The 13,731-nt window shown below is 38.5% G+C and carries 10 protein-coding genes; 2 read left to right on the top strand and 8 right to left on the bottom strand.

Going from position 1 to position 13,731, the window contains the following annotated elements:
- Positions 1 to 109: 109 nt before the first annotated feature.
- The 7 genes from GAB14E_RS22270 to ppsA form a co-directional block, all read right to left on the bottom strand.
- Entirely contained in the window at positions 110 to 403 is a 294-nt protein-coding gene (locus tag GAB14E_RS22270) for an integration host factor subunit alpha (protein ID WP_033080189.1), read from the bottom strand.
- A gap of 3 nt (positions 404 to 406) precedes the next feature.
- Entirely contained in the window at positions 407 to 2,842 is a 2,436-nt protein-coding gene (gene pheT, locus GAB14E_RS22275) for a phenylalanine--tRNA ligase subunit beta (protein WP_033080188.1), read from the bottom strand.
- 10 nt (positions 2,843 to 2,852) lie between these two features.
- Positions 2,853 to 3,848, bottom strand: a complete 996-nt coding sequence (gene pheS, locus GAB14E_RS22280; protein WP_033080187.1) for a phenylalanine--tRNA ligase subunit alpha — start codon at positions 3,846 to 3,848, stop codon at positions 2,853 to 2,855.
- Between the two features lie 546 nt (positions 3,849 to 4,394).
- Entirely contained in the window at positions 4,395 to 4,634 is a 240-nt protein-coding gene (locus GAB14E_RS22285; RefSeq protein ID WP_231561947.1) for a hypothetical protein, read from the bottom strand.
- 68 nt (positions 4,635 to 4,702) lie between these two features.
- Entirely contained in the window at positions 4,703 to 5,869 is a 1,167-nt protein-coding gene (locus GAB14E_RS22290) for a porin (RefSeq protein WP_033080185.1), read from the bottom strand.
- A 60-nt stretch (positions 5,870 to 5,929) separates the two neighbouring features.
- Positions 5,930 to 7,630, bottom strand: coding sequence for a D-lactate dehydrogenase (gene dld, locus GAB14E_RS22295; RefSeq protein ID WP_033080184.1), 1,701 nt, complete (start codon positions 7,628 to 7,630; stop codon positions 5,930 to 5,932).
- A gap of 464 nt (positions 7,631 to 8,094) precedes the next feature.
- Positions 8,095 to 10,482, bottom strand: coding sequence for a phosphoenolpyruvate synthase (gene ppsA, locus GAB14E_RS22300; protein ID WP_033080183.1), 2,388 nt, complete (start codon positions 10,480 to 10,482; stop codon positions 8,095 to 8,097).
- Positions 10,483 to 10,920: 438 nt separating this feature from the next.
- On the opposite strand from ppsA, the gene ppsR reads away from it, so the two are divergent.
- Positions 10,921 to 11,730: a posphoenolpyruvate synthetase regulatory kinase/phosphorylase PpsR gene (gene ppsR / locus GAB14E_RS22305; protein WP_033080182.1), complete on the top strand. Its 810-nt coding sequence runs from the start codon at positions 10,921 to 10,923 to the stop codon at positions 11,728 to 11,730.
- A gap of 201 nt (positions 11,731 to 11,931) precedes the next feature.
- Complete coding sequence (locus GAB14E_RS22310) at positions 11,932 to 12,984, top strand: 3-deoxy-7-phosphoheptulonate synthase (protein ID WP_033080181.1); 1,053 nt, start codon at positions 11,932 to 11,934, stop codon at positions 12,982 to 12,984.
- A gap of 124 nt (positions 12,985 to 13,108) precedes the next feature.
- Here GAB14E_RS22310 and GAB14E_RS22315 read toward each other — a convergent pair whose 3' ends face one another.
- Positions 13,109 to 13,591 (bottom strand): low molecular weight protein-tyrosine-phosphatase, encoded by a 483-nt coding sequence (locus GAB14E_RS22315; protein WP_033080180.1) that lies wholly within the window; start codon positions 13,589 to 13,591, stop codon positions 13,109 to 13,111.
- Between the last annotated feature and the right edge of the window lie 140 nt (positions 13,592 to 13,731).

Here is a 13,731-nt window from a genome sequence, read left to right as displayed (position 1 = left end):
CTTGTCTTCAACAAGTGCTGAGTTTCGTTCGAAAGACAAAACGATAAGCCGAACAACAAAAGCTGCTCAACTTAACTTTGCAAACATAATATATATTCTATATTCTATATTAGTCGCTATTTCCGTCTTCTACGCGGCTCTTCAGTTTCTGTCCGGGTCTAAAGGTAACAACCTTACGGGCAGAAATTGGAATATCTTCACCGGTTTTAGGATTACGGCCAGGACGTTCGCTTTTTTGACGCAGGTCGAAATTACCAAAACCTGAAAGCTTGACTTGATCGCCACTTTCTAAGGTTTCGCGAATCTCTTCAAAAAAGATTTCAACCATGTCTTTTGCGTCGCGCTTGCTCAGCCCAACTTTTTCGAATAAATGTTCTGCTACTTCTGCTTTGGTAAGCGCCATGGCTTAGTCCCTCAGTGATGCATTTAACTCTGTTTTTAAGGTTTCAACAACTCTATCAATAACATCTGTGATGTCTTTTTCTTCAAGAGTCTTACTCGTGTCTTGTAATACTAAGGCGATAGCTAGACTTTTAAAGCCGTCATCAATCCCTTGTCCTTGGTATACATCGAATAAGTTTAGATCAATTAAATAATTTCCGCCAACCTTTTCAATAAGTTGTAACACTTTTTTTGCATCAACTTCTTCTTTAACCACTATAGCTAAGTCGCGGCGATTAGCCGGAAAGCGAGATATGTCGCTGGCTTCGGGGATTTTTTGAACTAATACTTCGGACAATAATAGTTCGAAAATTAATGTGCGACCGTTTAAGCCTAATTTCCGTTCTAATTCAGGGTGTAAGGTTCCAACACAACCAACATAAACGCCATCTTTAGTAATTTGTGCTGTTTGACCCGGATGTAAAGCATCAACTTCGGCTTTTGAGAACTCATAACCTTGAGCATCACAAGTCAATGCTAATAACGCTTCAACATCACCTTTAATGTCATAAAAGTCGGTTGCTGCTTTTTCCATGTCCCAATGTTCATCAACGCGTTGACCACTGATAACACCCGCTAACATATTTTGCTGACGAACACCGTTTTCAGCGCTTTCATCAGGCACAAAACGTAAACCTGCTTCGAATAAACGTACTCGCCCCTGCTGACGATTTTGGTTATAAACCATCGACTGCAACAATCCCGTCCATAAACTTAAGCGCATTACTGACATTTCGCTTGATATTGGATGAGGTAATGTCATCACCGCTTGATCTGGGTGTAATAATGCTTGAACTTTTGGGTCAACAAAACTGTAGGTAATCGCTTCTTGATAGTCACGATTTACTAAAACTTGTTTTAAATTTATCAAAGAAAGCTTAGCTTCTTTTTTCTCACACATTTTCAAGGCAGCTTTTGGTGCAATATTTGGAATATTGTTATAGCCAAAAATGCGGGCAACTTCTTCAATTAAATCTACTTCGATTTTAATATCAAAACGGTAAGCTGGCACAATTACTTGCCATAACTTAGCAACGCCTTCACCTGTGATACTGATAGTAAAACCAAGACGTGTAAGAATTTCGCTAACTTGTTCGTCACCAATGTGATGACCAATACGGCCATCAAGCTTTTCACGACGTAAGCTTACTTCTTTTGTTTGTGGGATATCAGCATCAGATTTAGCTTCCACAACTGGCCCTGCTTGACCACCAACAATTTCTAACAGAAGCTCGGTCGCGCGCTCAATAGCATCATGTTGTAACGTTGGATCAATACCACGTTCATAACGGTGTGATGAATCGGTATGCAAACCGTACTGGCGAGCTTTACCTAAAATAGCTAAAGGGGCAAAAAAGGCACTTTCCAAAAAGATATCAGTGGTGTTAGTGGTAACACCTGACTCAAGTCCACCAAAAATACCGGCCATAGCTAATGCTTTTTTCTCATCAGCAATAACCAAAGTCCCGTCTTTTAGGGTTACTTCCTTTTCATCTAATAAAGTTAACTTTTCTTCTTTATTAGCGAAACGTACGGTAATTTTTGCGTTAATGCCGCCATCTAATTTAGCTAAATCAAAGGCATGCATTGGATGACCAAGCTCTAACAATACATAGTTGGTAACATCAACAACAGGGTCGATTGAACGTGTACCACAGCGGCGTAATTTCTCTACCATCCACAATGGTGTCGTTGCACTTGGATTAATACCCTTGATAACACGACCTAAGTAACGTGGACATGCTTCATTCGCATCAATATTGATAGTAAGCGCATCATCAATCGTTGGTACTGCTGCAGTAATTTTTGGTTCAGTAACTTCTAAAGAGTTCAACACACCGACTTCACGGGCTAAACCTTTAATGCCTAAACAATCACCACGGTTAGCGGTTAAATCAACATCAATGGTAACGTCGTTTAAATCTAAATATTCACGAACACATGTGCCTACTGGTGCATCGGCTGCTAGTTCCATGATACCAGCTGAATCATCAGCTAAACCAATTTCAGACTCACTACACAACATACCAAATGAAGGTACACCACGTAATTTTGCTTTTTTGATTTTAAAATCGCCAGGTAATACTGCGCCAACAGTCGCTACCGCAACTTTTAAGCCTAAACGACAGTTTTTAGCGCCACAGACTATATCAACTAGCTCGCCTTTTTCAACGGTAGTAGAGCTGTAATCGCCTAAGCTAATTTTTGTAACTTGTAACTTATCCGCATCTGGGTGAGGACCACATTCAACCACTTCACCAATCACAACACCGCTAAATTCACCCGCGACTGGGTCTACGCCATCTACTTCAAGACCGGCCATAGTAATTTGATGTGCTAATTCATCAGAAGAAAGTGCAGGATTAACCCACTCACGTAACCAAGATTCACTAAATTTCATTATGAGTTTCCTACTTGAACTGTTTTAAGAAGCGAAGATCGTTTTCAAAGAATGCACGTAAATCGTTTACGCCATATCTCAGCATAGTTAGACGCTCAACGCCCATACCAAAAGCAAAACCTGTGTAAACTTCTGGGTCTATACCAACGCTACGTAAAACATTTGGATGCACCATGCCACAGCCTAATACTTCTAACCACTTACCATTTTTACCCATGATATCTACTTCAGCAGACGGTTCTGTGAATGGGAAATAAGAAGGACGGAAACGGATTTCTACTTCTTCTTCAAAGAAATGATGCAAGAAGTCATGCAAAATGCCTTTCAAGTGAGTAAAGCTTACGTCTTTATCGACCATCAAACCTTCAACCTGATGAAACATTGGTGTATGTGTTTGATCATAATCGTTACGATATACTTTACCTGGTGAGATAATACGTAGTGGCGGCTTTTCAACTTCCATAGTACGAATTTGCACGCCAGATGTTTGTGTACGTAATACTAATTTCGGATTGAAATAGAACGTATCATGGTCTTGACGTGCTGGGTGATGCTCAGGGATATTTAACGCATCAAAGTTGTGATAATCATCTTCAACTTCTGGACCGGCTTTAACTTCAAAACCTAAATCACCAAAAAAACTTTCAATACGGGCAATAGTACGAGTTACTGGGTGTAACCCACCTATCTGTGTGCCACGACCTGGTAAAGTCACATCAATAGACTCTGCTGCCAGCTTCTGTTTAATTTCTTCTGCTCGTAATAGCTCACCACGGTCGTTCAGTAATTTCTGTACTGCCTGCTTAGCAATATTAATTACTTGTCCCATTTTAGGCTTTTCTTCTTTTGGTAATTTACCCAAGCCTTTCATTTGCTCGGTAAATAAACCTTTCTTCCCTAAAAAGTTAACGCGCACTTGATCAAGTGCAGTTGAATCTGATGCTTCTGCAATGGCAACGTCTGCCTGTGCAACAATAGCATCTATAGTGGTGGTGTCTAAGCTCATGATTTCCTCTAATAGGGGGTTAATAAACGAATTAACTCGACGTGGCCGATGAAAACAAGCGCCGATGAGTAAGTCATTTATTATTAGACTAAGTGAAATAGTAAAAATGGGACTGATTTTACACGAAAACTAGTGGTTAGGTAGGAGAAATAGCGGATTATTGATGAAAAAATGTGATAAATAGTATGTTTATGCTCTAAAGGCGTAAAAATGATAAAGCAAACTTTTGAATGAAATACCATTTTGATTAAGTTTTGTCTCACTCAGCGAGAGTGTAAAGGCTTAGAGGCAAGGCATTGATTGAAGATAATGGTTACTCACGAGAAGAAGCTACATCCATCTAGCGTCCTTGTCAAAATCAATAGCGATGGATAAAACGTTCCTAACCTGCCCTGCAGGGACGAATGAAAAAATCATATTCATTGTTGAGTAGGGAATTACCATTAATAAAATACGCGCTTTGATTATGAATCACTCGGCAACCCTGAAACGAGCATATTGAAGTAGCTTGGGTATAAGCTAATATGGGTAGTAATGATGAGTTGTTTAGCGATTAGTCTTGTTTTCCTCAGCCTTATGAGCCTTTTTTTCAGCTTCTCGCTTCATTAAGACAAAGGTTAAATACATTTTAGTGGGTAAAGAAAAAAACATACCAAAGGCTAAACACGTGGCGCTAATGATAATACCGGTGACACCCAGTGAAGCCATATAATCACTATAGTTATGTAAATAACCCCCTAGCAGTAGTAGGCATAACCCAATACCGATAGAGGTTTTCATTAACATAATTAAGCGCCGGTCAGACAAATTCACTATCTTTTAGAAGAGATGTTCCAAAGTTAGTAGACAAGCATTTAGAAAACAAACATCATGCCAATACCCGTGGCATTCTCAGCTAAGTTGCTGTCTTGCTCGACTAGGGTTGAGTCATCAATTTTACTTTCGATATAAAAGTAGAAGTCTTCATCCCAATGGTATTTAGCACTTAATATAAAATACTTCTGATGGAAGGTTCCGTCACTACCAATGAGTCCATTAGAGTCATCTTTTAAAGAGTTGTAGCCCAAGATAAGTGATATGTCATTATCAAAACGATAAGCACTAAATAGCTCGATACCGCTGGCTTTATTCATGACCTGACCAACATCATTTATTTCATGGTTTGTCATATCAGTAAATACTGCTGCTACATGTAATCCAAGACTGCCATAGGGTCTATAGGTAATATGCGCAGTGATAAGTTCATCATCAGCTTTAGCTGATTGGCTGTAATCTTTTAATTCTTTATCAATATCAGAAATTAAACTTATTTTGGCTTTGTTATAGGCTAAACCTAAACCAATTTCATAAGGTGCTTTATAGATTACCGATAAACCGTAAGAATCATTAAATTTTACGCCAAAGCCATCTTCCTCCCCTGGCGTATCTCCAGTTCGTACTACATCATCAGAAACTAAGTACTGAGCGCCAAAACTAAAATCTTGATAATTGACTTTATATTGTATTGCTTGCTCCGCACGACCAGTGCCGGAGAAGCCACCGTCTGTACCAAAGTTATAAGTACCCTGACCTTCAGCACCAAAAATTTCAAACCAATCAGTAACGCCGCCAACGTCATAACTAACGCCCCACTGCTTTCCTAAGGTAAAACGACCATAAGTTTCATGTTCAAAACCGACATAACCAAGTCTTAACCATGTGGTATCAGTAGTTGGCCCTGTACTGGTTAAGCCATTATTAGTGACAAAGACCTGATCGCCTGTACGTGAAATTTGTACACCCCACTCTAATAACCCAAGTGCTTGCCAGTTATTTTTCAGCTGATGAGTCATATCAAAAGTATAACGAGAGAAACCATCATTGATTTCAGCCGTTTCTCCACTTTTAATATAATATACTGACAAGTTTCCTTTAAAATCCAATGCACTTTCGCCATCATTAAAAAGCTCTAAACTGTGAGTGATTGGCGCACTAACCAGAGCAGAAATAAATATAATTGCAGTAAATATCGACTTTTTCATCCGCTTTCCTTTTATGAGTATTTCCCTAACGCTAGCTGTTACATCATGAAAATGATTAACTTAGTGCCAATGTTTACATTTAGATGTTTTACCAATACCAGGGTTAAAGGTATTGGTCGGATCGAGCTCTTTATAAAACGCTTTTAAATCAGTTTTAGCAAAATACTCATGTCCAACATTATGTTCTGCTGGATACTCTGCGCCACGAGCATCAAAGGTCGCCAAGATTTTATCTTTAACCTCTTTGGCATCAACACCTTTTTTTAGAATATAGTTCTGATGCATTACATGGCAAAATAAATGTCCATAATACAGTTTTACGGCAATTAACTCATCAAGCTCAGGGGCTAAGGTTTCAAACCAATCTTTTTCGTTACGAGGAAAAGCAACATCGATAGTCATGATAGCGCCAAGCTCTTTGCTGTTCATTAACTGTTGACGACCAATGGCACCACCAGCAACAAATCGATGTAAAATAGCTTTTTCACCTTCTTCTTTGGTACATTCGAAATAACTGCCCTCATTTGAAGCAAAAAAGTTATCAAAGTAACTTTTAGCCTCATCTACGCCTTCATTGCTCATTTCAATGATCCAATGATGCTGGTATTTATCTCGGTAATCATCCATACGTTTAGGAAGATGATTTGGCCACAAAGCGCTCATATATTGCATCATACGATCAGAGAACTTGCTCGGTAAAAACTTTATTTTATCGGCATAACGATCCACTGTACGTTTAATGGCAAACATTTTAGGCATGTATTTTGAGCCCAACTTATCAATCACTAAAAATGAATCTTTACCGTATTTTTTTGAAGCATCATAACAATCACGATGTAAATACTCGCCTGATACCGGTAACGATTTAAATGTCGATAATATATCCCTTCGCATTTTTGCTAATACGGCAGGATCATTCGTGCCAACATAAAAAACTTGCTGTTTTTCAGGGATGGCAAAAGTATCCATGCGTACGGCAAATACTGCTAACTTGCCGGCACAACCTGATGATTCATACAGGCGACGACCATCATTGTTGTAACGTGATGGTGTATCTTCATCAATATCTCTAACACGTTCATGATATTCGTTATCTGATGCACGTTTTGACGGGAATCCAACATCTTTTTCGGTAAAGTTTTTCTGCTGCAAATTAGTCAAAATTTCTTCTGGTGTATCACCTAAATCAATACCTAAATTATTAACCAGTGATAAATGACCTTGGGTATCTATTTGCGCGTAAATTGAAAGCTCGGTATAAGCCGGGCCTCTTTGTACTAGAGCACCTCCTGAGTTATTACAAATACCACCAACAATAGAGGCCCCGATACAAGAAGAGCCTATAACTGAGTGCGGTTCACGGCCATATGGTCGTAGAACATCTTCTAAGCCAAATAAGGTACTGCCTGCTAAACCAATAATTTGTTTCGCATTATCAATTAAATGAATGTTATCTATACGCATGGTACTAATAATAACAATGTCACGGTCATAATCGTTACCATTCGGCGTTGACCCACCTGTTAAACCAGTATTTGCTGCTTGCATAATAACTGCGACGCCAGCCTCAACACAGACTTTAAGTACATGCCAAATTTCTACCAAATTCTCTGGTCTTACAACAGCAATAGCTTCACCTGAGCCAAATCGGAATCCTTTAGTGTAAGCTTGTTTTTTTACTGTGTCAGTGAGTAGGTATTTGGCACCCACGATTGTTTTTAAACCTTGGATTAAAGAAAGTTGTTCAGAATTGCCTGTCATGTCAGATCTCGATTAGATTATCGTAGAAGCAGTTTTGATATCTCTGCTATTCAGTTAGATGAGTATACCTCAATGGTTGGGAGGAGTGAATTAGCATTATAATGATTTATTCTTTTGTGTTATATGACCTTATAAATCTCGTTAAGATGAACTTAGCCATCACGATTTAACAATTTATAGTGTTATGGCTGCCTCTCTTTATGGTTTTCTGTTCGCTATTTAGCTTATAACTCTGAGTCAATCAGTTGTCGAATACCTCATCAAGATATTTTTGATATGCCTAATTTAGTTAACTGCTTTTGAAAGTCCACGTGGTTGATAAACTAATCTGAATTAGCAAAAAATCCGCATTGTCAGCGACTAAACAGCAGATATAAAAAAACACCTAAGTTCCATAAGGAACAAAGATGTTTTCGATAAGCACAATGCTCAAGTTTACGTGAGAATATTAATCACACGATTACTTAAGATTTTTTAGCTAATTGCTCAGCAAGATATAACCATGTTGGCAATACGGTATCAGGGTTTAACGAGACACTATCAATGCCCTGCTCGACTAACCAAGCCGCAAAATCTTCATGATCTGAAGGTCCTTGACCACAAATACCGACATATTTACCACGCTTTTTACAGGCTTTTATTGCCATCGCTAATAAGATTTTTATCGCTGGGTCACGTTCATCAAATAAATGCGCGATTAAACCTGAGTCTCTATCTAGACCAAGCGTTAACTGAGTTAAATCGTTTGAACCAATAGAGAAACCATCAAAATAATCAAGGAATTGATCGGCAAGTAATGCATTTGAAGGCAATTCACACATCATAATAACGCGTAAACCATTTTCGCCACGTTTTAAGCCGTGCTCAGCGAGAATGTCAATAACCGCAGCCGCTTCTTCCAAAGTGCGAACAAATGGGATCATCACTTCAACATTGGTTAAATCCATGTCGTTACGAACACGTTTTATTGCTTCACACTCAAGGGCAAAACAATCTCTGAAATCTTTAGAGATATAACGTGCTGCACCGCGATAACCAATCATAGGGTTTTCTTCGTGCGGCTCATAATTTTCACCACCAACAAGGTTAGCGTATTCGTTTGATTTGAAATCAGACATACGAACAATTACTTTTTCAGGTGAGTATGCCGCCGCTAACGTTGAAATCCCTTCGGTTAATTTAGCAACATAAAACTCAACCGGACTTTCGTAACCAACAATAATGTCATTAATTTCATCTTGTAACTCAGCAGACTGCTTATCAAAATTAAGTAACGCTTTTGGATGAATACCAATCATTTTATTGATGATGAATTCTAAACGCGCCAAACCAATACCTGCATGTGGTAGGCGAGCAAAAGCAAAAGCTCGGTCTGGATTACCAACATTCATCATGATTTTAAGCGGTAACTCTGGCATATCATTAATTTCAGAAGTCTTCACCTGATAATCTAGCTTGCCGCGGTAAATAAAACCGGTATCACCTTCAGCACAAGATACGGTAACCTGATCGCCGGTTTTAATTAGCTCAGTGGCATTACCACAACCGACAACCGCTGGAATACCCATTTCGCGGGCAATAATAGCGGCATGACATGTTCTGCCACCACGATTTGTAACAATCGCTGAGGCGCGTTTCATGATAGGCTCCCAATCTGGGTCTGTCATATCGGTAACTAAAACATCACCTGGTAGGATTTTATCCATTTCAGCCAGTGACGATAATACTTTCACTTCACCACTGCCAATTTTATGACCAATTGAGCGTCCTTCACAAACAACCTCTACTGTGTCATCTGTTTGCAATTGGAACTGTTCCATTATATTTGCATTTTCACGACTCTTAACCGTTTCAGGGCGTGCTTGTACAATGTACAGTTTGCCATCTAAACCATCTTTGGCCCATTCAATATCCATTGGGTGGCCGTAATGCTTTTCAATGATTACCGCTTGTTTAGCTAGCTCTTCAACTTCGCTATCCGTTAACGAAAAGCGGTTAGAGTCCGCTGGGTCGATATCAACAATTTCAACTTGTTTTGAATGTTCTTGGCTATCTGAGTACACCATCTTAATAGCTTTGCTACCAATATTACGACGTACTACTGCAGGTTTTCCTTTAGCCAGCGTTGGTTTATGAACATAAAATTCATCCGGGTTAACCGCGCCCTGTACCACCATTTCACCTAAGCCAAAGCTTGACGTGATGAAAACAACTTGGTCAAAACCAGACTCGGTATCGATAGAGAACATAACGCCAGAGGCTGAAATATCACTGCGCACCATTTGCTGAATACCTGCAGATAAGGCAACACCACGATGGTCATAACCTTGGTGTACACGATATGAGATAGCACGGTCATTAAATAATGATGCAAATACATGCTTAATAGCAACCATGACGGAATCAAAACCACGAACATTTAAAAAAGTTTCTTGTTGACCGGCAAAAGAAGCATCTGGCATATCTTCAGCGGTTGCCGAAGAACGTACCGCAAAAGAGGCATCATCAGAGAAGTCACCGGCAAGTTGTGCATAAGCAGCTTCAATATCAGTCTGCATTTGAGGAAGAAATGGCGTATCAATAATCCATTGGCGAATAATAGCACCACACTTGCCTAGCGCACTAATATCGTCTACATCTAAATCATCGAGGAGGTTGTAAATTTTTTCATTAATACCGCTTTGCTCTAAAAATTCATTAAACGCAAATGACGTAGTGGCAAACCCAGTAGGTACTTGCACGCCAACATTAGCCAAGTTAGAAATCATTTCACCAAGTGATGCATTTTTACCGCCTACGCGGTCTACATCATTCATGCCTAAGCTCTGATACCAAAGAACATTTTCTTGCACGTCACTTCTCCAATTAAAAAATAAATTTGATTATTTGTTTATCTATTTATTTGTAGCTAAATACCAATTCTATTAAATTGATTAACAACTCAGGGCTGTGTCAGTACTCTAATAACTGCACTAAAGTTATTAAAGCGCTGCCAAAGGGCAAGTTTAACAAGCTTAAATGTCGCGTTATTGATTTTGATAAGGGATAACCATTATCTTTAATCAATGCCTTACCTTTAATCATTTTAACTCTTGCTGAGTGGGAATTAACTTAATAGACTTGTTATAGTTCCATTCTACACTGCCACTTATAGTAAATTAAAGAGATAATAAAATATAACTTAAAAGTTTTCATACTAACTTTCACGATAAATTCACTACTGATAAATAAGTATTCAATTAACGATTAAAGTCATTTTCAACATACTATTAAAATAAGAAGATCAAATTATGCGTTCAGCTTTTTATATTTCCGATGGCACAGCCATCACTTCAGAAGTTTTTGGTCATGCATTATTATCCCTTTTTCCCACTGAGTTTGAGCACCATACCCTCTCATTTATTGAAACAACCGAGAAAGCCTTTGCTGCTAAAGAAAAAATTGATAAAGCAACCAGTCGCAGTGGTGAGCCTGCATTAGTATTTCATACCTTTGTTAATAATGATGTTAGAGACATTATTGAAAGCTGTGATGCGGTGCTTTATAACTTTTTAGAACCCTTTGTTGCGCCACTTGAAAAAGAATTAGCAATTAAAGCAAAACCTAAAACTCATAGAACCCATAGCATCCATGAAAATACTTATGATTACCGCATTGAAGCTGTTAACTACGCGTTAACCAATGATGATGGCTCGAATGTTACTAACTATGAAGAAGCCGATGTTATCTTAGTTGGTGTTTCTCGTTCAGGAAAAACACCAAGCTCACTTTATTTAGCCCTACAATATGGCATTAAAGCCGCCAACTACCCTTTTACCGATGATGATATGGAAGAACTTAAAATTCCTGGGTTTTTGAAACCTTTTCACAAAAAACTGTTTGGTTTAACCATAGATGCACAACGCTTAATTGATATTAGAAATGGTAGAATGGCTAACAGTAAATATTCATCGGCTAGGCAATGTCGTATGGAAGTAAGAGAAGTAGAAAAACTTTATAAAAACGAGAAAATACCTTTCATTAATACCACCAAATTTTCAGTAGAGGAGATTACCGCTAAAATATTAGCAGAAACAGGTTTACAGCGTTATAAATATTAATTTGTCATAACTAAGACCCTCTTAATATCAAATGTTCACGACTTTATCGCCTGTTATGAGTAATAACAGTTCACATTAGCGGCTAATTTAGCTATGTTAGCGCGCATAAATTAGTTTATGCGTAGCGAATTATTCGCTGATAAAGATGCATAACTAAAACCAAACAAAAACAAATTTAAATAAGCCAAATATTAGAATTTCATGACCATAAAAACTGATGAATTACGCACTACGCTAATCGAAAACTTAGCCTCTCCTGCACAACTTGCTGAGCAAATCCCGTTAAGTGCTGCAACAGCAGACTTTATTATGCAAAGCCGTAAAGAAATTGAAGCGGTAATTAGTGGTGAAGACAAGCGTTTACTGGTAATTATCGGGCCTTGTTCAATTCACGACACCACCGCTGCCATTGATTATGCGAAAAAGCTGACGGTATTACGCGATAAGTATAAAAATGAATTACTCATTGTTATGCGTGTGTATTTTGAAAAGCCACGTACAACAGTTGGCTGGAAGGGCTTAATTAGCGATCCCGATTTAGACAAGTCATTTCACGTGGCAAAAGGTTTGAAACTGGCACGTAATTTATTAGTCGAAATTAATGAGCTTGGTTTACCAGCCGGTACTGAATTTTTAGATATGGTTACTGGTCAATATATTTCAGATTTGATCAGCTGGGGCGCCATTGGCGCACGTACCACTGAAAGCCAAGTGCACCGTGAACTAGCCTCAGCTTTGTCTTGTCCTGTAGGTTTTAAGAACGGCACAGACGGTAACGTTAAAATAGCGTTAGATGCAATTCAAGCGTCAAGCGTGCCGCATGTATTATATTCGCCCGATAAAAGTGGCCAAATGTGTATTTACCAAACCCACGGTAACCCATTTGCGCATGTCATTTTACGCGGTGGCAAAGTGCCTAATTATCATGCTGAAGACATTAAAGATACTTGCCAGAGACTTGAGAAAGCCTCATTACCACAAAGCATTATGGTTGATTGTAGTCATGGTAATAGTTATAAAGACCACAATAAGCAAATTGACGTTGCTAGCTCTTTGGCAGAGCAAATCAGCCAAGGTGAAAATAGTCTTTTTGGTGTAATGATTGAGAGCTTTTTAGAAGAAGGTAATCAAGCGGTTAAAGCTGGCACACCATTAATGTATGGAAAAAGCATTACCGATGCTTGTGTTAATTTAACGGTAAGTGAAGATATTTTAGCTATATTGGCGGATTCAGTAAAAACGCGTTTCGCCTAGCTGCAAATACCTAATTAAGGTATAACTATTCAAATAAAAAAACCTTAGTTTCGGCTAAGGTTTTTTTGTTTGTATACCAACATTGTTATTATAGATTAGAAAAATTGCCGCTAAATGCGCTATTTTATATTTTTTCTAATAAACCATCACTTGCTGCTTCAACTAAATCCAGCACATAATCGAAGCCTTTAGCGCCGCCATAATAAGGATCAGGCACCTGCTCTTCTTCATGTCCGGTAGCAAAATCTAACATTAAATGAATTTTGTCTTGTGTGGCAATGGGCGCTACTTTTTTTAGCTCTTCAACATTGTCATGATCCATCGCGAGAATAAGGTCAAAGTCAGTAAAATCTTGCACCGTTACCTTTCGAGCTTTAATACCATCAAAAGAATAACCTCGTGCAATACCCGCTTTTTGTGCACGGTGATCAGGTTTTTCTTTAGCATGAGCACCTAAAGTACCAGCGGAGTCTACTTTCAAAGTCAAACCTTGCGCCTGCATTTTATGTCTAAATACAGCTTCCGCACTGGGTGAGCGGCAAATATTGCCCATACAGACAAAAAGAACGCTCTTGATTCCTTTTAAATTCAATGTATTACCTGTCATTTTACCTTCCATTACCTGTTAGTTTTTGAGTGTTTACACTCTAATAAAATCAACAGCTTGTAGTTTTGTTTTGGGGAATATATAAAGGGGATTTACCCTATAATTCAAACGATAGGTTCAAATAATACCCCAATTAATAA

It is taken from the genome of Colwellia psychrerythraea (assembly GCF_000764185.1).
Classification (GTDB): domain Bacteria; phylum Pseudomonadota; class Gammaproteobacteria; order Enterobacterales; family Alteromonadaceae; genus Colwellia; species Colwellia psychrerythraea_B.
The sequence above is the reverse complement of the archived record's forward strand: the minus strand, read 5'-3'. Positions and strand labels throughout refer to the sequence as shown.